The organism is Deltaproteobacteria bacterium (genome assembly GCA_005879535.1).
Lineage (GTDB): Bacteria > Myxococcota > Myxococcia > Myxococcales > 40CM-4-68-19 > 40CM-4-68-19.
The window spans coordinates 13,753-35,483 of the sequence record VBKI01000072.1; the positions used below are offsets into that span (position 1 = coordinate 13,753).

Here is a 21,731-nt window from a genome sequence, read left to right on the forward strand (position 1 = left end):
CTATGCCTCCACTGGCAAAGCTGTACACCGGTGCTGCAGCGCGCTATCGCGGGGAGGCCATCGCGGACTGAACGAGGTGTTCGATTCTGGTCAGCGCTTCCTCGAGCTGCGACTGGGGGGCGCCGAACGAGAAGCGCGTGTAACTGCGGAACCTCGAGGCGCGCCGGCTGCGGCGCTTTCCCGGGTTCACGTCGAAGAACTCGCCGGGCACCGTGATCACTTTCCTCTCCAGCGACGCTCTGAAGAAGCCCATGCCGTCATTGAGCGGCGCCGGGAGCCCGGCGAGGTTGCCCCACACGTAGAAGGTGCCGTCCGGCGCCCGATCGGCCCGGATGCCCATGCGCTCGAGGCGCTGGATCATGCGGTCGCGCTTCTCGCGGAACGTGGCGTTGATCGCGAGCGTCTCTTTCTGCACCACCTCTTCGCTGAGCAGCGGGATGGCCGCGCGCTGGAGCGGCCGCGATCCGCCCCCGTCGAGGAATGAGCCGGCGCTGGCGACCGCTTCGATCACCTTCTCCGGACCGACCGTCCAGGTGACGCGCCAGCCCGGATACCGCCAGTTCTTCGTCAGCCCGTCGAAGATGATCACCGGGTCCCGATTGACGTCCTCGACGTAACGGGCGGCGCTCTCGATGGGGAGCTGGCCGGGCCGTCCCGTCCACACGTAGTGGGAGTAGAACTCGTCGATCAAGAGGGAGCAGTCCAGCTCGCGCGCCGTTCGCACCCAGCGTGACAGCTCGTCGCCTTGCACGAGCTTGCCGGTGGGATTGCACGGATTGCTCATCAGCAGCGCCGAGAGGCCGCGACCCTGGATCTCCTTGCGCAGGTCGTCCGCGGTGAACGCGTACCCGCGCTCGCCTTCGAGGAGGATGGGAATGGCGGTGAACGCCTTGAAGACGTCCAGCAGCTCCTCGTACGCCGTGTAATCGGGCAGGAAGTGGCCGAGGTTCACGTGGCCGAGCGATGCCGCGGCCCGGGTGAGAGCGGCGCGGCCGCCGCCACAGATGCTCACGTTCTCGGCGCTGTACTGCGAGCCCATCCCTTTGCGAAACAGGCGGTTGTAGAGCGCTGCGACCGACTCGCGCAGTTCCCAGATGCCCGGGACCGGGGCGTATTCCTGATCGTCGACGCGCACGCCGACTTCCTTCACCCGGGGCGGCGCGCCGGGCAGCGGGCCGGTCTCCGGTTGCCCCTGGCCGAGGTTGCACCAGGAAGGGTCCGCGCTGCGGTACCCGAGCTTGTGCGCCTCGGAGGTGACGTAGATGACGCCGGTGCGTGGCACCGCGCGAAACGCGGGGATGACGACTTCGTCGCTCACGCCGTGAGCGTAACACGCCAACCGGAGACATCGACTTTGGTGCAAATCACCGCTTGTAACGGGGGAGTCGCAGGCCTTGCGTCAGCGCGGGCGCGAACAAGTCGCCCATTTCCCGCAGACGCGACGGCATCGTCCTCAGATTGAACTGCTTCGGATCGAGGCCCGGCTTGACCTCGCTCCAAAGCAGCGGTGTGGAGACGGCCGCGCCCGCCACTCCGCGCAAGGAGTACGCCGCCACCACCGTCTTGCCGTACGCGTTCTGCATGCAGTCGAAGTAGAGCCGCCCGCGCCGCGCGGCGAGGGACCGCTCGAGGGTGACGTTCTTCAGCTGCCTCGCCACCGTATCCCCCACCTGCAGCGCGAACGACTCGGCGTCTTCGTACGTGTGCCCCTTCGCCAGGGGGACGAAGATGTGCAGCCCGCGCTTTCCGGTGGTCTTGGGGATGCTCGGAAGTCCAAGCCGCTCGAACATTCCGTGCAAGACCTGCGCAACCTCGACCGCCTGCTCGATCGTCTCCCCTTCCGCCGGATCGAGGTCGAACACGACCCAGTCCGGCTGGGTCAGGCTCTGCGCGCGGGAATGCCAGGCGTGGATCTCGAGCACGGAATTCTGCGCCAGCCAGCGCAGCGCGCGTGGGCTGTCCACGACGAGATGGCGGACCGCCCCTTTCTTCGTACGCGCGGGAGTCTCGACGGTGTGCATCCAGTCTTCGGCCATCGCGCCGACGTCCTGCTGGAACCAGCTCGCTTTCTCGATGCCCTGGTTCCAGTGGACGAGCGTCAGCGGACGGTCCTCGACAGCCGCCAGCAGCACCGGAGAGACCGCTTCGTAGTACGCGGCCACGTCCGCCTTCGTGATCCGGTCCTTCGGGTAGAGCAGGCGGTCGGGATTCGTCAGCTTCTGCTCGGGTTGCGCCGCAGGAGGCGGGACCTTTCTCGGAGCGTCGATCTTTCGCTTCGGCGCCTCCGGCACCGGCGCCGGTTTTTCGCGGATGCACTCCTCCGGCTTCTTGTCCGCACGAAGGCCCTGGAACGCCGGATGGCGCAGCTTCCCGTCGTGCGTCCATTCGGTGAAGCGCACTTGCGCGACCAGGCGCGGCTCGACCCAATGCGCGTCTCGCAGCCGCGGAGCGCCCCGCGCCGGCGAGGTCTGCCGCTCGTCGCCGGCGAGCTGCTTCTGCAACTCCCTCCGCTGCTTCGAGGAGAAGCCGGTTCCCACTTTGCCGGCGAACTCGTACCCACCCTTCCCGTCCGCGACCGCCAGCAAGAGTGCGCCCAGCGACCCCGACGCGTTGCCCTTGCCCGGCGTCCATCCCACGATCGCCAGCTCTTGCGTCGCCTGCGCCTTGAGCTTCAGCCATTCGCGCGAGCGGCCCTTTTCATAGACGGAGCGACGCGCCTTGAGGATCAGCCCTTCCAGCCCGCGCTCCCGCATCCGCTCCAGCGCTTCGTTGACGTCGCCCGGCACCTCTTCAGCCAGCCGCACCTCGGGCGGAGCGTTGGAGAGGACGCTGCGCAGCAGGTCTCGCCGTTCCTCCAATGGGCGGCCGCGCAAGTCCTCTCCGTCGAGCCGCAGCAGGTCGAAAGCGAACAGCACGGCCTCGTCCACACGGCCCTGCTGGATGAGCTCGAACCGCGGTACGCCCTGCGGGTCGAGAACGCAGACCTCGCCGTCGATCACGGCGTCGCCGACGACGATGCGCGCGAGCGCCCGCGCGATCCGCGGGAACCGCTCGCTCAGATCGAGAGCGTTGCGCGTCCACATCGCCACCCGGCCGTTCGACAGCGCGCAGAGCGCCCGATAGCCGTCGTACTTCACCTCCGCGTGCCAATCGCCCGCCGGCGCCGCATCGACGAGCGTCGCGAGCATCGGCGGCAGGTACCCGCGCAGGATCGCGTCGGGCGCCGCTCGCGGCGCGCGCAGCTTCCCGCTCCGTTCGGGACCGCGCGTGGCAACCCGGCCGCTCACCACCGACTCCGGCCGCTCCGCCACGACGTCATACGCCGGGTTCTCCTTGCCATCCTTCGCCTTGAACATCAGCCACTGCGCCTTGCCGGGTGCGTCGCCGTGGGTGCGCACCAGGTGCCACTGTCCCTGCAGCTTCTTGCCGTGGAACTCGACGACGATGTGGCCTTTCTTCCGCTGCTCGGAAAGCTTTCCTGGCGGAACCGAGTCGCAGGTGCCGTTGTCCCAGATCAGCGAATCGCCGGCCCCGTATTCGCCGTCCGGGATCCGCCCTTCGAAGCTGCCGTACTCGAGGGGATGATCCTCGGTCTGGATGGCAAGGCGCTTGATCGCCGGGTCGTAGCTGGGCCCCTTCGGCACCGACCACGATGCGAGCGCGCCGTCCATCTCCAGGCGGACGTCGTAGTGGAGCCGCGTGGCGTCATGCTTGTGCACGACGAAGGTGGGCTCGGGGTGCGGGACGACCGCGCCCGGCGGGGGCTCCGGCGTCACGGCGAAGTCGCGCCTCGCCTCGTATTCGGGGAGCTTCTTTCTCAACGCAGCGCCCCGCGGGCGTGCCGCCGTGCGCTTGCCGGACGAGCTGCGTGCGCGAGGCATGTGCGTACGGTCGGCATGGGTCAGCGCGGCGGGTAGTCCAGCTCGACGTCGAGTTGCTCGTCGCCGCGGGCGCCGTCGATGCGCATTTCCACTCGCGCGGTCTCGCGCGGCCGCAGCGTCGCCTTCTCGCCTCGCAGCAACGGGGCCCCGCCCCCTCGTGGCCGCAGGCGGAAATTCACCTGGATCGCGCCTTCGCCCCAGCCGATATTGCGGATCGTCGCCTCGGCCACTGGTCCGCGCATGCGCGCCGACAGGAGCTGCGGCCGCGGACCCGAGCAGCCGCGCACCCAAGCCAATCCGGCGACGAGGACGACCGTCAACGACGTGAAGAGCGCGCGCTTCATCCCGGGACCCACGGTTTGTCGAGGACGAAGAGGACGATCACCGCCAGCGTCAGGAGCACCATCAGCGTCGCGAAGCCCATCGTGGCCACCGGATCCGCCCGCTTCGCGGAGCGTCCCAGGCTGACGAAGCCGAGAGGCTCGGGGATCACCGGCAGCTTGTGCTCGGCTTGATACTCCCAGTCGGGGAGCAGCGCCTCGTCGAGGAGCGCGGGGGTGATCTTCGCGAGCCGGCGCGCGACTTCCTCGCAGTGCTCGGCAGTGAGCATCACGCAGGGCCAGAGCGGAGGCGCGCCGAGCTGCCGCTGGAGCGCGCGCGCGAATCCCACCTGGGCGAGGAATTTCTCACCCTCGTCGTCGTCGAGCTGTCCCCAGACGACGATGGGGATCTCTTCGCCGGTGACTTCCTCGATCTGCCGGACGAAATAGGCGATCAGGTCGGCCGAGCCCGACGCGGTCTCGATGTGACGCACGCGCGCTCCGTCGATCTCCAGGGCGCCGTAGTATCCCGCCTCGTCGGACAGGTCGAAGCGCAACGGCGCTCCATCAGTGCGGTCCAACACCTTCGCCAGCGCAGCCCAGGGTCCGTCTGCCCTGGCGTCCAGCTTGCCGAGTTGCCGGCGTCGCTCGGCGACGGGTTCGCGCGCAGACCGGCGGCGCAAAGCGTAGAAGCCGAGCCGCGCCGCCCCGAGCGCGCCGCTCGCGCTGATCGTCGCCAGGTACGCGTACAGGACGAGCAGGAAGAGAATGGTCAGCGTCTCGACGTTGCTGCGCTGCGCGAGCGTGACGAAGAGCTTGCCGTAGATCGCGAGCACGACGACGCCGGCCACCGAGGCGCAGAAGAGCACGGCATACGTCGCCGCCAGGATCTGGACGCGGCGCGCGTAGTCCTCGGCGGAATCGGCGCCCGGCTCCGTGATGAGCCGCTTCAACAACCCCCGCACCGGGGAACATCTACCCTAGAAAGGAGACGAGGAGCTCATTCACCCTCTCGGGAGCGTCCGCTTGTACCCAGTGGGTCGCCGACGCAATCCGCTCCAGCCGGAAGCGCGGAACCCAGCGCCGGTCCGGCTCCGCAAGCTCGCTTCCCAGCCAGCGATCGCGATCGCCCCAGATGATCAGCGTTTCCGCGGCGACGGGTCTCCAGCGCGGGCTGCGGTACCGCGCCGCGGCCCGGTAGTAATCGATCGGCCCGGTGCGATCTCCGACCGCAGCAATCATCGTTTCGATGTCCGCGGCGTCGTAGGCGTCCCTGCGCGCGGGCGTGTACCGGAACAGCGACCGCAGGCGCCGCGGCGTCATGAATCGCTCGGGCAGCAACGGAAGCTGGAAGAAGTACATGTACCAGCTCTTCCGCAGCTGCCTTGCCGTGCGCAAGCCCCGACTCATCTGCTGCGGGTGCGGGACGTTGAGGATGGCGAGCTTGCGCACGCGGTCCGGCTCCGACATCGCGACGTGCCAGGCGATGTGGCCTCCCCAGTCGTGACCCACCAGATCGGCGCGCTCGCGTCCAAGGCTGGAGAGCAACCCCGTCACGTCGCGCGCGAGCCGCTCGACGCGGTAGGCGCCGACGGCGCGCGGCTTGTCCGAGCCGCCATATCCGCGCAGGTCCGGAGCGACGGCGCGGAATCCCGCGGCCGCAAGAGCGGGGAGCTGATGCCGCCAGGAGATCCAGCATTCGGGAAATCCGTGCAACAGAACGACCAGGGGGCCGTCGCGCGGTCCGGTGGCCGCGCAGTGCAACCGCACCTCTCCGGCGTTCGCGGTGAAGTGCTCGACGCCCGAAGGAGGCACGGCCCCGATCAGGCGACGTCCGGCTCCGCGGCGGGCGTGCAGCAGACGCGACCGGCCCCACAGCGGCTCGCGTGCGCGAGACCGTCATCGGGTCCGGCCGGCGACATGGTGAGAAGGCACCAGTAGACAGTGGTGGCTTCCTGGCGCAGGGCGAAGAGCGCCCGCCGATCGTTGTGCGAGGCGCCCGAGACCTTCGCGCGCAGGTAGGTACAGAGCTGCTCGTGCTCGTTCACGACAAGCCTCCCGCCGCCAGCAGCGCGCGCCTGACGGCGGCCTGCAAGAGCGGCACTTTGTACCCGTTGTGCTGGAGCGGCCTCGCGCCCTGCACCGCGGCTTCCGCGGCTTGCGCCGCGAGGGCCTCGTCCACGCGCTTGCCGCGGATCAACGCCTCCGCCGCCTTCGCGCGCCAGGGAACCGGAGCGGCGGCGCCGAGCACGACGCGCGGATCGTCTCCGAGCGTCACCGCCGCCTCCGCCAGCGGCCAGTCGAAGGACTGCTTCTCCATCAGCTTCACGTAGCCGGACTTGCGTCCGGCGGGTACGCGCACCTCCACGATGAGCTCGCCGGGCCGCAGCACGGTCTCGCGCGTCACGTCGGTTTCGGGTCTGACGAAGAACTCCTCGATCGGAACCGTCCTCTCGCCCTCGGGCCCCTTCAGCGCGAGCGAAGCCCCGAGCGCCGTCAGGGCGGTGCCGGTCGCGCTGGGATGCACGATCGGGCAGAGGTCGTTGTCGAACACCGCGTGCATCTCGTTCTGGCCGTCGATGGCGAAGCACTCGGTGCCGCCCTTGCGCTTGCAACGGAACTCCTCCTTGCGGAAGTACCAGCAGCGCGGCCTTTGCGCGAGGTTGCCACCCAGCGTCGCGGCATTGCGGATCTGGGGCGTCGCGGCCGCCGTTGCCGCGTCGGCCAGGGCCGGCGCCTGCTTCCGGATGCGCGCATCCGAGGAGAGCGTCGCCAGCGTGACCAGCGGACCGAGGCGCAGCATGCCGTTCTCGGCGCGTACGAAATCGAGCTCGCGCAGCCTGCGGATGTTCACCAGCACGGTCGGCTCGTCGAGATGCTCCTTCAGGCGGTCTGCGACGTCGATCCCGCCCGCCTTGAATAGCGCTCCTTGCTGCGCGCCCGCGGCCATCGCACCGGCCAGGTCTCCGGGCTCGATCCAGGCGAAAGCCTTCATGACCGCACCCCCTTCGCGGCGGCGAGCACCCGCGCGGGCGTGATCGGCAGGCTGCGAACGCGCGTACCTGTCGCATGCGCCACCGCGTTCGCGATGGCCGCACAGGTCGGCACGGTGGCGGGCTCGCCGATCCCGCTCGCGTCCGTATTGCTGCGCCCTCGGAAGTGATCGAGGACGATCGCCTCGATCCTGGGAGCGTCCTTCGCGCCGGCGATCCGGTAATGCTCGAGGTCGGCGTTGACCATCCTCCCCGTGCGCAGATCGACGACGCGGCGCTCGTGCAGGGCGTACGACACCCCCTGGATGATGCCGCCGTTGATCTGGGACTCGATCGCGAGCCGGTTCACCGGCCGTCCGCAGTCATGCACGGCGAGGGCGCGGAGCACGCGCACGATCCCCGTCTCCATGTCCGCTTCCACCTCGACGAACTGCGCGCCGCCAATGGTGGCGGTGTGGCGGTCGCCGTCCTGCCATCCGGCGTAGTCCCGCACGCGCGAGGCAAACCCGCGGACCGTCTTTCCCAGCCTCTTCGCCGCCGAGCGGACGTCGCCTCGCGCGCCTGCGGCCATCAGCTCCGCCTTCGCACGCTCGGCGGCGAGGCGCACCGCGGGCGTGAGCAGCTGCGTGGTCATGCTGCCGCCCGAAGGCGGTCCCTCGGGCAGCGCCGTGTCGCCGATGTGGACGATCACGTCTTGCGGCCGGACGCCTAGAACTTCGGCGACGACCTGCGCGCAGGCGGTCCGGATCCCGCCGCCGATGTCGGCGACGCCGCTGCGGCATTCGATGCTGCCGTCGTCGTGGATCAGCACTTCCGCGTTGGAAGGCGGGCCGTCGAAGTTGTACCAGAGGCCCTGGGCGAATCCGACGCCGCGCCGCACCTTGCCCGTGTCGCGCCGCTTGCGCAGCTCGTCCCAGCCGAATTTCTCCCGCCCGATCCGGCGCTCCTCCCGCCGCGCGGGATGCGCGTCGTTGCGATCGCGCAGGGCGATGGGATCCATCCCGAGCTTCTCCGCCAGCTCGTCGATGGCCTGCTCGAGCGCGAACGCGCCCTGCGGATGCCCCGGAGCGCGGAAGGCCGCTGCCGGTCCGGTGTGGAGGAAGACGTCGTTCTCCTCGCTGCGCACCGCTTTGGCGGGATACAGGTTCTTCACCGGCCCCGCGCATCCCGCGCCAGCGGCGCAGCCGGCGCTGCCGAACGCCTTCAGCTCGATCGCCTGGAACGTCCCGTCTTTCGCCGCGCCGAGGCGCAGCCGCTGGATCGAGCTGGGCCGGTTGCCCACCGCGAGGTGCTCGGCGCGGCGATCGAGGAAGAGGCGCACGGGTCGCTTCGCCTTGCGGGAGAGATGGAGCGCGATGACGCCGTGGTTGCCCGCGCCGAACTTGGCGCCGAAGCCGCCGCCGGTGAACTCGCAGATCACGCGCACCTTGCTCTTCGGCAGCTTGAACAGCGTGGCGATCTCGTCCTGCACGCTGTGGATCCCCTGCGTGCTGGCGTAGAGCGTCGCACCGTCCTCGCGCCAGTCGGCGACGACGCCGTGCGTCTCAATGGCGGAATGCGTCTGCACTTCGGTCCGGTATTCCTGCTCGAGTCGGACCTCGCTGCCGGCGAGCGCCTTCTCCACGTCGCCGTCATTGCCGCCGACCACCGGGCCACGCACGTTTCCCTGCTGCGGAACGTCCTTCGCGGCGCCACCACCGCCGGCCGAGCCCTTCTGTTCGACCGGGCTCTCGAAAACGAGCGGTGCGCCGGGCTTGCGGGCGTCGTCGATATCGGCCACGTGCGGAAGCACCTCGTACTCGACGCGCACGGCGCGTGCCGCATCCTCCGCCTGCGCCGCGGTGGCTGCAGCCACGGCGGCAACGGGCGCACCCTCGTACCGGATGTGCGGGTACTTGTCGGGTGTCGCCGGCTTCAGCTTCAGCTCCGCCGGGCCAAGGAGCTGCTCGACGACGTACGTGGCGTGGACGCCGGGCATCCGCTCGGCAGCGCTGACGTCGACGTTGCGGATGCGCGCGTGCGCGTAGGGACTGCGCACCACCGCGGCGTGCAGCATTCCAGGCAGCTGCACGTCGAAGCAGTATCGCGCGCGGCCGGTCACCTTCTCCGGCCCGTCGATGCGCGGCACCTTCTGGCCGACGATCTGGAGCTGCGCGCTCCCGTCCCACGCAGGCGGCTCGGAACCGGGGACCTTGCGCTCTTTCGCCTGCAGCGCGCCAGGCAGCCCCACCTGGAACGTCCGCGAGGCCTCCCCGCTACCCTTGTCCTGCGCCTTCGCTGCGTCCGTCTCTGCCGTGCCACCCTCGACCAGCGAGGTGTTCCCGAACGCCGTGGCGCCGGAAGCGGCGCGCGCGGTCGCGGGCAGATCGCCCTGCGGTGGGCCGGCTTTCGCGGGCGCGGTGCCGGCTGCCGCCAGCGCGGCCTCGAACACCTTGGGATATGTCCCGCAACGGCAGGTGTTCCCTGCAACGGCCTGCCGCACGTCGTCCTCGGTGGGGTGCGGGTTCCGCTGCAGCAAGGCATGGCAGGACATCACCATCCCCGGCGTGCAGAAGCCGCACTGCAGGGCGTCGTGCGCGACGAACGCCGCCTGGATGGGCGCAAGCTGCTCGCCGCGCGCGAGTCCTTCGATCGTCGTGACCGGCTTTCCCACCGCGTCGAGCGCGAACGTCAGGCAGGAAGGAACGGCCGCGTCGCCGAGCATGACCGTGCACGCGCCGCACGCGCCGCGATCGCAGCCGATCTTGGTTCCGGTCAGGTGCAGCCGATCGCGCAGCACGGAGGCGAGCGTCTGCCGCGGCTCCACCGAAATGCGACGGTCGACGCCGTTCACGCGCAGCGAGATCTCTACCTCCCCCGGGCCGAGCTTCCTCGCCTTTCCCCGCGGCTGCTTCCCTCCTGCTCCTTCCAGCAGCGCCGCGGCCGAAGCCGCGAGCCCCGCTCCCTTGACAAATCCGCGCCGGGTCAGCTTCGTCTCGTCGGACATGCGCGCGCCTCCGCGAAGCGGGGATCGCATACACCGGAGCGCGCAGAAGGGAAAGACGTGCCTGCGATCCTGATGCTGGTCGGGCCGGAGTACGAGGATCTCGAGGTCTGGTATCCGAAGCTGCGTCTGGAGGAGGCCGGCTTCGAGGTCAAGCTGGCCGGCCTGGGCGAGCGCGAGTACCGCGGAAAGCACGGATACCCGTGCAAGGTGGACGGGCGCGTCGCTGACTTCCCCGCGACCTCGCTCGCCGGAATCGTGGCGCCCGGCGGCTGGGCGCCGGACAAGATCCGCCGCGACGCGGAAGCGCTGCGCCGCGTGCGCGAGATCCACCAGGCGGGAAAGATGGTCGCCACCATCTGCCATGGGCCGTGGGTCCTCATCTCTGCGGGAATCGTCCGCGGGCGACGGCTGACCAGCACCGCCGGGATCCGCGACGACGTGGTCAACGCCGGCGCCGAATGGGTGGACGCGCCGTCGGTGATCGATGGCAATATCGTTTCCTCTCGCGTGCCGGGCGATCTGCCTGCGTTCGGCAAGGCCATGCTCGAGGTCCTGGCAAAGCAGAAGTGAAGGTCGTCCTCGCGCTCCTGGTGCTCGTCGGCGCGACCCTCGCCGCCCTGGTGGTCGTGGTGGTGCAGCCGGTCTTCCGCAAGGGGCCAGCCTGGCGCGGTTCGCGCGCGGATGCCGGCCGGCTCGGCGGGCTCGTCCGCGCTTTGGTGGCGCTGGGCCCACGGAACGACGCGGCAGGACAGTCGCGCGCCGCCGACTGGATCCGCGGACAACTCGGCGAGCGCGCCATCGAAGAGCAACGTTATTCCGCGCACGGGGAGATCTTCCGCAACCTGATCGTCCGGCTGGGCCCGGAAACGGAAGATCGCATCGTCATCGGCGCTCACTACGACGTCCGCGGGCCGTACCCGGGAGCGGACGACAACGCCAGCGGAACGGCCGCGCTGCTGGAGCTCGCGCGCGTGCTCCGCGGATCGGAGCTGCGTCAGCGCGTGGAGCTGGCCTTCTACTCGAACGAGGAATACGGGCTCCTCGGCAGCGCCGTTCACGCGGAGAGCTCCCGCAAAGTCCGCGCGATGCTGTCCCTGGAGATGCTCGGCTGCTTCGATCAGCCGCAGCAGTTTCCCTTTGGCGCCCTGCGCCTGCTCTATCCGCAGCGCGGCGACTACATCGTGGTGGTCGGCAGGCTCGAAGACTTCCCGCTGGTGCGCGCCGTCAAGGCTGCCCTGCGCGCGAACGGGGCCGGCGTCCGGTCGATCGACGCGCCCGATCTCATTCCCGGGATCGCCGACTCCGATCATTCCAGCTTCTGGCGTCGAGGCGTGCGCGCAGCGATGGTGACCGACACCGCCTGGTACCGCAATCCGCGCTACCACACCGCTCGCGACACGCCGGACACGCTCGATTATGCGCGGATGGCGCGGATCGTGGACGGCCTCGCCGCCTGGGCTTCAACGGTCCCACGCTGAGCGCCAGGCTCCGCAGCGCTCGGCGTACATGACGAAGCCCTCGTGGAAGGGGTGCCGCGCGATGGTCGCGCTGTCGCCGATCACGATCAGCTTCTTGCGCGCGCGGGTGAGCGCCACGTTGATGCGCCGGATGTCGGCGACGAATCCGAGCTCTCCTTCAGGGTTCGAGCGGACCAGGGAGACGACCACCGCTTCCTTCTCCCGCCCCTGGAAGCCATCGACGGTGTCGATCTCCAGCTCGCCTGCGTCATGAAGGAGCTGGCGCAGGCGCTGGACCTGCGCGTCGTAGGGGGAGATCACGGCGACGTCCTTTGGCGCGAGCCGCTCGAGCAGCTTGCGCACCTCGGCGGCGACGAGCTGGGCTTCGCCCTCGTTCAGCCTGGAATCGCTCTCCTCCGGCGTCTCGTCGTCGAATCCGCGGCCGGCGGTGTCGATGAACTCGAGCGGCGCATCGTCGATGGCGTGCTCCGCGACCGCCGGATGGGCACGGAGCTTGCCTTGATAGAGCGCATCAGAGGGGTAGCGCATGATCCGCTCGTTCATCCGGTGCTGCTCGGCCAGCGTCACCGTCGCTTCAGGTCGCGCCTTCGCCAGCCGCTCGAACAGCGAGAGCGAGAGCTCCTGCGCGTCGGCGGCCAGCACCGTGGGCGGAAGCTGCAGGTGGTCGCCCGCGAGCACTGCGCGATCCGCCCTCAGCAGCGCAAGGTACGCGGCGGGCTCGACGGCCTGCGTCGCCTCGTCGATCACCGACAGCGCGAAGCGGCGACCCTCCAGCGCGCGCGATTCCACTCCAGTCAGCGTGGCCAACACGACCTGCGCCTTCTCCAGGACGGCGAGCTCCGCCCGATCCTCGAGCTCGCGGGCCTCCGCGAGCAGCTCTCGCGCCTCGCGCTCCTGCGCCCTCGCTTCCGAGAAGCGGCCCGGGCCGCGCCGCTGTTTCCGTTTGCGGGAATCGGCGCGCAGGCGGATGGCCTGCTCGACCAGCTCGGCGGCGATCCGGGCCTGCGGATGGACCCTCGTCCTCTCGTCGAGGGTGTGCTCGACGACGGCGGGAAGGACGCGGGCAGGATGGCCCACGCGGACCACGTCGACCCCGATCTCGACGAGGCGCTCCACCAGGTTGTCCACTGCCAGATTCGAGGGAGCGGCGGCGAGGACCTTCTGCCCGCGAGCCGCCGCGCGCCGGATCAGCTCGACGAGGACGGTCGTCTTTCCCGTGCCCGGAGGACCGTGCACGAGCATGAAATCTTCGGCGCGCTCCGCCAGATCGAGCGCGGCCTGCTGCTCTGGATTGAGGTGCGATGCGATTCCCGGCTCGCTCCGGGGCAATTGCTGGAACCGCGGCGGCTCCCCACGGAGCGCCGAATGCCAGCGGCGGACCTCGCGCATCCGCCGGATGCCGCCGCAAAGCCGGTCGTACGTCGCCGAGGACGGTAGCAGCTCGACGTTCACGCGGCCTTCGGTCGCCCAGTCCGGCGGCGGCTCGTCGAACGCGACGGCAAAGCGCGCGCGCTGGCGGCGCGCCACGATCCCGCTCGGCGCGTCGTCGCCAGGCTCCCGGCGGGGAAGCACCCGGACGATCGATCCGACGCCGATCTGTTGCGCTCCCAGCTCTCCGCCGCCCGGTCTTGCGTACGTGACGAGGGAGCGGCCAGCGAGACCAGCTTCTTCCACAGCCTCTACGTCGGTGAGCGCCAACCCGCGCCGGACCCGCTCGACGAACGGCAATTGCGCGAAGCGCTCCTTCTCGGCGGCGCGCTCCCTGTCGAGCAGCGCACCGAGCCGATCGAGGTGCTGTTCGAGGTCCACTCCCTTCTCCTATACTCGGCGTACCGGAGGCGCGCATGGCCACCATCGAAAGACACGTCACCAACGCGCTCGTCGCGCTCGATGCGATGACGCCCTGCCGCGAGGCGGCGAAGGTGATGCGGGACAAGAAAATCGGATCGGTCGCCGTGCGCGAGGGCGGGAAGGTGGTCGGGATCGTCACCGAGCGCGACCTGGTCGCGCGGGTCCTGGCGGCGGGCGACAGCGGAGCGATGCCCATCGGCGAGGCGATGCGGACGGATCTGCCGAGCGTCCCTCCCGTCACCAGCGAGGCGGAGACCGCCGAGCTGATGCGGACGCATTACACCCGTCACCTCCTGGTCGAGGAGAAAGGCCAGGTGGTCGGGATCATCTCGATGCGCGACGTCATCCAGCTCATGCTCGACGACAAGCAGTTCCTGATCGAGCAGCTGCAGACCTACATCGACGGCCGCTGAGCTTCCGCATGAAGTTCGTGATGATGGGCAGCGGCGGGGTGGGCGGATATTACGGCGCCCGTCTGCAGCAGGCGGGGCACCAGGTCGCCTTCGTCGCCCGCGGCGCCCACGCCGAGGCGATGCGCAAGAATGGGCTGCGGATCCGAAGCGAGCTGGGCGATGCGGCGCTGCCGGCGAACGTGATTGACGACCCTGCCAAGGCCGGGCCCGCGGATCTGGTGGTGGTTGCGGTGAAGCTTTGGGACACCGAGAGCGCCGCCCGCGCGGTCGCGAGCGTCCCCGACGCCGCGGTGGTCTCCTTCCAGAACGGAGTCGACAAGGACGACGTTCTCGCGGGCGCAGTGGGTCCTGCCCGCGTGCTGGGCGGGGTCACCCACATCGGTGCCGTCATCGCCGAACCGGGCACCATCGCGCACACCGGCAAGCTCCAGCGCGTGACCCTGGGCGAGCTCGACGGCTCGCGCACGGCGCGGCTGCAAGCCGCAGTCGAAGCGTTCCGCTCGGCGGGCGTGGAGACTGTCGCCAGCGACGACATCCGCCGCGTCACCTGGGAGAAGTTCGTCTTCCTCACCGCGCTCAGCGGCATGACCGCGCTGACCCGCAAATCCATCGGCGAAGTCCGCGCCCATCCGGCGACGCGCGCGATGCTGCTCGACGCCTTGCGCGAGACCGTCGCGGTCGCCCGCGCGGAGGGCGCGCGCGTCGACGACGCGTTCGCGCAGAAGCAGCTCGAGATGGTGGACACGCTGCCCGCCGGCATGCTCGCCTCGATGGCACAGGACGTGCTGCGCGGACGCCGCCTCGAGCTGCCGTGGCTCAGCGGTGCCGTGGTCCGGCGCGCCGAGCGACACGGGCTGGCGGTTCCCGCACATCGCGCCATCTACGCAGGGCTCGTGCTTCACGCCGGATAACTTGCGGTCCTCTCGAAGTCCGTGCGATGCACGATGAGTGGCCGAGGAAGGAAAGCTGAACCGCTGGCGCCTGTTCGCCGAGCTGACCTCCGAGGACGCCGACGTGGTCCTGAAGGCTTGCGAAGAGCGGAACCTCGTCGGGGGCGAGGAGCTCTTTCGCGAGAACGATCCGGGGGACTCGCTGTTCATCGTCCAGAGCGGGCGAGTCGACATCTTCAAGAACATCCGCGGCGACGTCGATCGCTCGCTGGCTTCGTTCGGACCCGGCGACGTGATCGGCGAGATGAGCTTCATCGACGGGGCCAGGCGGAGCGCCACCGCGCGCACCACCGAGAAGAGCGAGTTCCTGGTGCTCTCGCGGCAGAGCTTCGCGAAGGTGCAGCGCGACCGGCCCGACATCGCCGCGGCGTTCTTCCGGAACATGGCCGGGATCGTCGCTTCCCGGCTGCGCACCACCAACGAGCTCTACCGCGAGGCGGTCGCGTTCAGCATCGAGGCGACCGGCGCGCACACGCTCAATCTGAAAGCGCTGGCCGACGAGCTGAGGCCGGTGACGCTGCACCTTGGGGGCGGGCAATCGATCGCCGGGCGGATCCTGCAGATGGATCACCACGCCGCCGGCTACACCGTGGTCCTGAAGCTGAGCAACGACCAGCTCACGATCATTCCGTACCACGCCATCCAGCGCATCGATCTCGCCTGAAAGACCACCGGGCTGGCAGGCCATGAAAGCCTCGAAGGCTTACCTTCCGTGCTGGAGGTGTCCAAGCATGCTCTGGTTCCTCGGCGCGCTGCTGATCGTCGTCTGGGTGATCGGTGTCGCCTTCAAGGTCACGACCGGTCTCATCCATGTCGCCCTGATCGCAGGGCTCATCCTCTTCATCCTCGGCTTCTTCCGCGGACGCCGCACGACCGCTACCCCCTAGCGAGGGTGAAGCGGCAGCCGGCTTTTGCGGCGTCGATCGCTGCTCGATCGTCGGGCCGCGGCTCCAGCCACTTCACCATCTCGTCGGTCTCCCAGACATACGGCTCGCCGTTCAAGCGGATGCGACCCTCGGCGACGGCCCGCGTCGCTTCGGCCAGGGACACCTCCTTCAACAGATCGACCAGCGCCTCGAAGCGCCCTTGCCGGGCCGGATCGACGAAGCGCAGGAACTCGCGCCCTCGAAACGCGAGGTGATACGCGGCCGGACGGAAGGCGAGCCCCTCCAGACCGAGCCGCGCGGCCATCCTGGAGATCAGCTCCAGCACTTCGCGCGAGAGGCCCAGGCCAGGAACCTCCTGACCCGGAAGCTGTGGGCGCTCCGCCGAGAATCGTGCGCGCGGATTGCGCAGTGCGATCCAGTGCACGTACAGCATGCGCGCACCTGCGATCTCGCGACGTTCGAAGACGGCCTCGATCAAGGCCTGTCCGCTGGGAACGTCGATGAGCCTCGCGCTCTGACCCACGCCTTCGTCGTGCACCTCGACGCGGAACGGACCGTAACCCATCCGGCGCAGAGCGCCGAGGATGCCGTAACGGTGGAGCGCGTGCTCCAGGCCCTCCGCGGTGTAGAACCCGAGGAGCAGGCGGCGCCTGGGCGTGGCGATGCCGAGGTCCTCCGCAATGTCGTCCATCCCGGCCGCCGGCTCCCCCAGATCCTCCGGAGCGAGGCTGCGCGCAATCGCCGAGAACCGCGCGACCAGCGGATCGTAGTCGCGGGGAATGGGCGCGCGACTGCGGATTCCGAGCGCAAGGCCGGTGCCGGCGAGGACCCGCCAGGCATCGGGCGAGTAACCGCCTCCGGGAAGCCAGACGGAGGGAATGCGGGAGAGCGCATCGGCGACGCGGAGATCGCGCTCGCGGCATCCATCGAGCGAAAGACCGAGCCGCCCGATGGGGTCTCCCGCAAGCACGTCACCGCCGGCGAGCACGAAGGCCAACTCGGCCTCGGGCAGGCGTTGGAGCAGCGCCTCCAGCGCCGAAAGATAAGCGGCGTCGCCGGTGCGCTCGGGTAGAACCGTCTCGTCGGCGCCCTCGACGCGGCCCCAGTCGGATCCGGAGATCGATCCGAGGAAGGCTGCCGGATCCCGCGCCAAACACGCCGCAATCCCGTCCGGTGGATGAGCGTCGAGATCGAGGACGAGCACGCGGCCGCGAAATCCGTCGGCGCGCACCGCGGCGATGGCCACTGCCACGTCGTTGACGGGGCAGAAACCTCCCGCGACGTCCGGCGCGGCGTGGTGGAATCCGCCCAGGAGATTGAGGGCGCGCCGTCCCACCCTGCGCGGATTCGGTTGGAAGACCATTTCCCGCGCGGCGTCGATGACCGCCCCGCAGACGAGGCGCACCGTGTTCATCATCTCGTCGACGGGCACGTCGCTGGGATCGATCCCGAAGATCTGCGCCAGGGTCTCCGCCCGCCCCAGCGAATCGAGCAGCTCCGGAGTATGCACCCGCGCCAGCTCGTCGTAGCCGGCGCGCCGCGGGAGGCGAAGATTGCTCCGCCGGAGGGCCCGCCGCTCGAGCAGGAACCAGAGGGCGAAGTCCGCGCGCCGCGCCTGGAAGCCGGTACGTGCCTCGAGCGCGCTGAGCGGCCACCGATACTCGGGGGCGTACCAGACGGCGAGGTCGCGGCCGTAGAGCCAGCGGCGCACACGGTTTTCCATGCTCGCCAGCATCCGGCGGGCATACTATGCGGCGCCGATGCAGCGGGCCATCCTGCACGTCGACATGGACGCGTTCTACGCGTCGGTCGAGCAGCGCGACGACCCGCGGCTGCGTGGCAAGCCCGTGGCGGTCGGAGGCGCCTCCCGCCGCGGCGTGGTCTGCGCGGCAAGCTATGAAGCGCGTCCCTTCGGCGTGCGCTCGGCGATGCCGATGGCGCGGGCGCTGCGCCTCTGCCCGCAGCTGATCGTCGTTCCGCCGGACTTCTCCAAATACTCGACCGTCAGCGACCAGGTCTTCGAGGTGTTCCACTCCTTCACGCCGGAGGTGGAAGGGCTGTCGCTGGACGAGGCGTTCCTCGACGTGACCCGGTCGCAGGCGCTGCTCGGATTGCCGCGGCAGCAGGCAGAGGCGATCAAGTCGCGCATCCGCGAGCGCACCAGCCTCACGGCCAGCGTCGGAATCGCCGAGGTGAAGTTCGCGGCCAAGATCGCTTCCGACCTCTGCAAGCCGGACGGCCTGTTGGAGGTTCCCGTCGGGCAGGTTCGGGAGTTTCTCGCGCCCCTTCCCGCCTCCCGCCTGTGGGGAGTCGGGCCGCGCACGGACGAGCAGCTGCAGCGGATGGGGCTGCGCAGGATCGGCGACGTGGCCGCCGCCGACGCGGCATACCTGGAGGCGCAGCTCGGCTCGATGGGCCCCTGGCTGCACGATCTCGCCAACGGCATCGATGCGCGCGCGGTGGAGCCGGACGCCGAGGCGAAGAGCATCGGCGCCGAGGAGACGTTCGACGACGATCTCGAGGGCGACGACCTGCTTCCCTTCATCCACGAGCAGGCGCTGCGGGTGGGTGCCCGGCTGCGCAGGGCCGGAATCCGCGCCCGGTCGGTGCACCTCAAGATCAAGTACGCCGACTTCCACGTGGTGACGCGCCAGGAGACGCTGGCCCTTCCGACCGACGATTCCGCGGAAATCTTCCGCGTGGCCGTGCACCTCCTCGGTAAGGTGGATGCGCACCCGGTGCGCCTCACCGGCGTCCACGCCGCAGACTTGAGCACAGCCGCGCCGCAGCTCGGTCTCTTCGACGCCGATCGGAAGAAGCGCGAACGGCTCAACCGTTCCCTCGATGCCATCGAGGAAAAATTCGGCGCCGGCGCGATCGTCCCGGCCGATCTCCTCCCCACGCGAAAGAAGTAGGCGCGGGTAGGTGGACAGGGATGTTGCGCCCCCTGCGATCCGCGGCACACAATCCTGGCATGGAACGGAATGTTCGCCCGCATCGCGGATTCACGATGGTCGAGCTGATGATCGTCGTCGGGCTCATCGGCATCCTCTCGAGCATCGCCATTCCGGGATACCAGCGGATTACGGCCCGCGGCCATCGCTCCGAAGTGCCTACGGTGATGAGCAAGTTCCGTCTCTACTTCAAGACGACGCACGACAACCAGGGCACGTTCTCGACTCCGCAGACCCTCGCTCCGGGCACTACCAGCGCGGTGAACCCCTCGGCGGCGGTACTGCCCGGTCAGCCTTCGGCCTGGGTAACGAATGCGGCGGGCTGGGTCGACCTGCCCTTCCCGCCGGAGGGCCCGATCCGCCTGCGCTATTGGTACACGATCGGTTCCGCGACCGACGACGGCAGGGTGCACGATGTGACGATGCAGGCCTGCGGCTCGTTCCCCGGCTTCGGCCCGGACACGATCCCCTGCATCGGGGGAATGTCCGGCAACTACCTCTATACCGAGCTGCTACACGGCAACGGCACGTACGAAGTGGTCGAGCTGCCCGACTTCTGATTGATCACTGCGGTGCCGCGGGCATTCCCGAGGTCTTGCCGGTTGCGACGTCCAGGATTCCTGCAGCCGTCCCGTTCTGCATCCTGAGGATGCCTTTCTTCACCTGGTGCTGGCGAAGGACCTGTATGAGCCTCGGCATGTTCGCCTGGCGTGTTGCAAGCCATTGCTGCGTGACCGTGACCAGCGCTGCCTCGCCCTTGAGGTCGATGCGCTGCACGCCGGGGCCCGCGGAGTCGGCGGCGAGAGTGACCTGGTGCGGCGTGCCGAAGTAGAACCCGTACGCGACGGCCACGATGCTGGAAACGAGCAGGAGGACGGCGAAGAACGGCTTCGCCCGGCCGCGCTTCTCCTCCAGGCCACGGAAATCGCGCAACTCGGTCTTGATCGCGGGCTGCGCCTGCTGGGCCGCAGGCGGCCTCGGCCGGGGCTGCTGACCCGGCAACACGACCTCGGGATCCAGCGCGCCAGTTCCAAGCCGCGGCGCCGCTCCGACGCCACGCAGGCGGTCGGCGGTCTCCTTCAAGTTGAGCAGGTCGCGGCTGAGCGCTGCGCTGGCCGCGGTGACGATCTGAAGGTTTTCGACCTCGCCCTTGCCGATGGCGGCGTTCGCTTCCTTCTGCAGCCGCGCGGCAGCCTCGTCGACGAGCTTGGTGAGCGCCGCGAGAGCCTCGCCGTCGACGTTGGGAGCAACGTTCGCGGAGGCCAGCCGCGTGCCCTCGGCGGTCGCCACCTCCAAAGCCATCCTCACCGCCAGCGTTTCGACGAAATGCGATTCCGGTCCCGCATTCTCGATCGACACCCTCTCGCCCACGCTGAGCAAGGCGGCGATCTTCCGCGCGGACGCCACCACATTGCGCGGAATCGCGGGACCGACGTCCCCGCCCTTGAGAAGATCCATCGCCGCCTCCTTGCAGACGGCGACTGCGGCCGGGACGGGCCAGCGAGGGCCCTTCAGCGCAGGCGGTTGCGGCGCGGGCCGTTGCGGCACGGTCGGACCGGGAGCTGCGCCGTCGCCCTCGAAAAGCCCGGACAAGGCGCCCGCGCCGTTCTTGGGTTTCGGTACAGGGGCCGGCCCAGCAGACGGAAGTGACGACGGCACCACGCGTGGCGCCGCGGGGACCGACCCAACTGCGACATCCGCGCCGGCCGATGCTGAACGTGTCTGGGGACCCGCCGGTTTCCGATCGCTGAATCCCGGGGGCCGCCCCGCCACCGGCGCCGCGCGTCCGGACGCCGCCGGCGGCGTCGGATGGGGCGGGGAGGAACGGACGGGTGCCGCGGGCTGCGCGGCCACCGGCTGCCTCGCGCTGGACCTGATCCATTCGTGGATGCGCCCTTCTTCGTCGGGTGCGAGTCCGGCGAAGCGGATCTGCGCCGTCGGCCCCCGGCGGACGACGACGCCCCAGATCTGGAAGGAATCCCAGGAAAGGCGGACCGTATCGCCGCTCTTGAACGGGAGCTGCCCCGCGGCTTCGACGCCAATGGGCGACACTTTGGCGTTGTCGATGCGGGAGGAGGAGCTGCGCGTCGCGACGGCCACTGCCGCCGTTGCACCTGGCTCCGCTGGAAACGCCAGGAAGACGGCCGCGGCGAGGCGCGCGACGAACTGGTCCTTCGGGATCGGCATGAACAGCAGGTCGCTGGCGCCGGCGCGAAAGCATTCATCGCGTTGCGCGGCCTGCTCGCGCTGCAGGACCGCAATGACGCGGGCCCCGCGGTCGCGGACCTTGGGCGCGAGGACCTGCAGCGCCGCCGGGAGCGGCGCACCCGGACCGCCGTAGAAGACGGCGATGGCATCGGCGTTGGCCGCAGCAGCCTGCGCCGCTGCGGCGTCCGCCAGGGAAACCGCCACGACCTCGAACTTGCCAGCCTCGCGAAGCCCGCCGGCGAGCGCAGGAAGCATCTTCGGATCGGCGACGACGAGCAGGCGCGCGGTCACGTTTCTCCTCTCGTAAACCCTACCCTACCGTTGGTCGGATGAGAATTTTCATTCGCTGCGGCAACTCGAAGCGGGCGGCGGTACAACACCGCCGATGCCGATTCGGACCCGCCGCTGGAACGACCGCAAGCTGCCGGGCGACAGCCTGCGTCTCTTGGTGTGCCGGTATCGTCCGCGGGGGGTGCGGAAGGCGGAGGAGACGTGGGACGAGTGGGATCCGGATCTCGGGCCGAGCCGCGCGCTACATGCCGACGCTTACGGGAAGAACGGGCCTCCGATCTCCTGGGAGGAGTATCGGGAACGCTTTCTCGGCGAGATCGCGGGACAGCGCGGGCGCATCGAGGAGCTGGCAGCGCGGGTGCGCGCCGGTGAGACGATCACCCTGCTCTGCTCCAATTCCTGCGTGAACGACGAAACGTGCCACCGGTCCCTCCTCCGCGAGTTGATCGAGAACGCTGTCGGTCGCTGAACAGGCTTTGATGGTTTTCGCGAGCGAGGCGGGCTCGCGTGTTACGGAGG

At 69.5% G+C, this 21,731-nt stretch carries 19 protein-coding genes; 8 read left to right on the top strand and 11 right to left on the bottom strand.

The genetic code is table 11. The features are described from left to right. Positions 1–43: 43 nt before the first annotated feature. From E6J58_16760 to E6J58_16795, 8 genes are read right to left on the bottom strand one after another with little or no spacing between them, the layout of a single operon-like run. Complete coding sequence (locus E6J58_16760) at positions 44–1,318, bottom strand: pyridoxal phosphate-dependent aminotransferase (GenBank protein ID TMB35275.1); 1,275 nt, start codon at positions 1,316–1,318, stop codon at positions 44–46. 46 nt (positions 1,319–1,364) lie between these two features. Further along, positions 1,365–3,881: a DNA ligase D gene (ligD, locus tag E6J58_16765; GenBank protein ID TMB35276.1), complete on the bottom strand. Its 2,517-nt coding sequence runs from the start codon at positions 3,879–3,881 to the stop codon at positions 1,365–1,367. 20 nt (positions 3,882–3,901) lie between these two features. Next, the gene (locus tag E6J58_16770) at positions 3,902–4,225 is read right to left on the bottom strand and encodes a hypothetical protein (protein ID TMB35277.1); all 324 of its coding nucleotides are present in this window, start codon (positions 4,223–4,225) and stop codon (positions 3,902–3,904) included. Further along, on the bottom strand, positions 4,222–5,154 hold the full coding sequence (locus E6J58_16775) for a hypothetical protein (GenBank protein TMB35278.1): 933 nt from the start codon (positions 5,152–5,154) through the stop codon (positions 4,222–4,224). Before E6J58_16775 ends, E6J58_16770 begins: the two co-directional genes overlap by 4 nt. Before the next feature lie 22 nt (positions 5,155–5,176). Next, positions 5,177–6,028 (bottom strand): alpha/beta hydrolase, encoded by an 852-nt coding sequence (locus E6J58_16780; GenBank protein TMB35279.1) that lies wholly within the window; start codon positions 6,026–6,028, stop codon positions 5,177–5,179. After that, on the bottom strand, positions 6,025–6,249 hold the full coding sequence (locus tag E6J58_16785; protein TMB35280.1) for a hypothetical protein: 225 nt from the start codon (positions 6,247–6,249) through the stop codon (positions 6,025–6,027). The genes E6J58_16780 and E6J58_16785 overlap by 4 nt, the downstream gene beginning before the upstream one ends. Continuing rightward, positions 6,246–7,196 (bottom strand): xanthine dehydrogenase family protein subunit M, encoded by a 951-nt coding sequence (locus tag E6J58_16790; protein ID TMB35281.1) that lies wholly within the window; start codon positions 7,194–7,196, stop codon positions 6,246–6,248. The genes E6J58_16785 and E6J58_16790 overlap by 4 nt, the downstream gene beginning before the upstream one ends. Then, entirely contained in the window at positions 7,193–10,180 is a 2,988-nt protein-coding gene (locus tag E6J58_16795; GenBank protein TMB35282.1) for a 2Fe-2S iron-sulfur cluster binding domain-containing protein, read from the bottom strand. Before E6J58_16795 ends, E6J58_16790 begins: the two co-directional genes overlap by 4 nt. 72 nt (positions 10,181–10,252) lie before the next feature. On the opposite strand from E6J58_16795, the gene E6J58_16800 reads away from it, so the two are divergent. Both E6J58_16800 and E6J58_16805 read left to right on the top strand, forming a co-directional pair. Beyond that, positions 10,253–10,750: a type 1 glutamine amidotransferase gene (locus E6J58_16800; protein TMB35310.1), complete on the top strand. Its 498-nt coding sequence runs from the start codon at positions 10,253–10,255 to the stop codon at positions 10,748–10,750. Continuing rightward, the gene (locus E6J58_16805) at positions 10,639–11,658 is read left to right on the top strand and encodes a M28 family peptidase (protein TMB35283.1); all 1,020 of its coding nucleotides are present in this window, start codon (positions 10,639–10,641) and stop codon (positions 11,656–11,658) included. The genes E6J58_16800 and E6J58_16805 overlap by 112 nt, the downstream gene beginning before the upstream one ends. On the opposite strand, the gene E6J58_16810 is transcribed toward E6J58_16805, so the two are convergent. Next, positions 11,641–13,467, bottom strand: a complete 1,827-nt coding sequence (locus E6J58_16810) for an AAA family ATPase (GenBank protein ID TMB35284.1) — start codon at positions 13,465–13,467, stop codon at positions 11,641–11,643. The genes E6J58_16805 and E6J58_16810 overlap by 18 nt on opposite strands. Before the next feature lie 35 nt (positions 13,468–13,502). Here E6J58_16810 and E6J58_16815 point away from each other — a divergent pair, with 35 nt between their 5' ends. Genes E6J58_16815 through E6J58_16825 form a run of 3 tightly spaced genes read left to right on the top strand, consistent with a single transcriptional unit; the run spans position 13,503 to position 15,536 of the window. Next, complete coding sequence (locus E6J58_16815; protein TMB35285.1) at positions 13,503–13,922, top strand: CBS domain-containing protein; 420 nt, start codon at positions 13,503–13,505, stop codon at positions 13,920–13,922. An 8-nt stretch (positions 13,923–13,930) separates the two neighbouring features. After that, positions 13,931–14,833 carry a 2-dehydropantoate 2-reductase gene (locus E6J58_16820; GenBank protein ID TMB35286.1) on the top strand — a complete coding sequence of 301 codons (903 nt, stop codon included), beginning with the start codon at positions 13,931–13,933 and terminating at the stop codon, positions 14,831–14,833. Between the two features lie 37 nt (positions 14,834–14,870). Further along, entirely contained in the window at positions 14,871–15,536 is a 666-nt protein-coding gene (locus tag E6J58_16825; GenBank protein ID TMB35287.1) for a cyclic nucleotide-binding domain-containing protein, read from the top strand. A gap of 212 nt (positions 15,537–15,748) precedes the next feature. On the opposite strand, the gene E6J58_16830 is transcribed toward E6J58_16825, so the two are convergent. Next, a complete protein-coding gene (locus E6J58_16830) occupies positions 15,749–17,494 on the bottom strand; it encodes a histone deacetylase (protein ID TMB35288.1) in 1,746 nt (581 codons plus the stop codon). Positions 17,495–17,519: 25 nt separating this feature from the next. Between E6J58_16830 and E6J58_16835 the strand changes: the two genes are divergently transcribed. Next, the gene (locus E6J58_16835) at positions 17,520–18,674 is read left to right on the top strand and encodes a DNA polymerase IV (GenBank protein TMB35289.1); all 1,155 of its coding nucleotides are present in this window, start codon (positions 17,520–17,522) and stop codon (positions 18,672–18,674) included. Between the two features lie 59 nt (positions 18,675–18,733). Then, positions 18,734–19,273: a prepilin-type N-terminal cleavage/methylation domain-containing protein gene (locus tag E6J58_16840; GenBank protein TMB35290.1), complete on the top strand. Its 540-nt coding sequence runs from the start codon at positions 18,734–18,736 to the stop codon at positions 19,271–19,273. A 4-nt stretch (positions 19,274–19,277) separates the two neighbouring features. Here E6J58_16840 and E6J58_16845 read toward each other — a convergent pair whose 3' ends face one another. Next, complete coding sequence (locus E6J58_16845) at positions 19,278–21,212, bottom strand: hypothetical protein (GenBank protein ID TMB35291.1); 1,935 nt, start codon at positions 21,210–21,212, stop codon at positions 19,278–19,280. 94 nt (positions 21,213–21,306) lie between these two features. Between E6J58_16845 and E6J58_16850 the strand changes: the two genes are divergently transcribed. Then, positions 21,307–21,681, top strand: a complete 375-nt coding sequence (locus E6J58_16850; GenBank protein ID TMB35292.1) for a DUF488 family protein — start codon at positions 21,307–21,309, stop codon at positions 21,679–21,681. Positions 21,682–21,731: the final 50 nt, after the last annotated feature.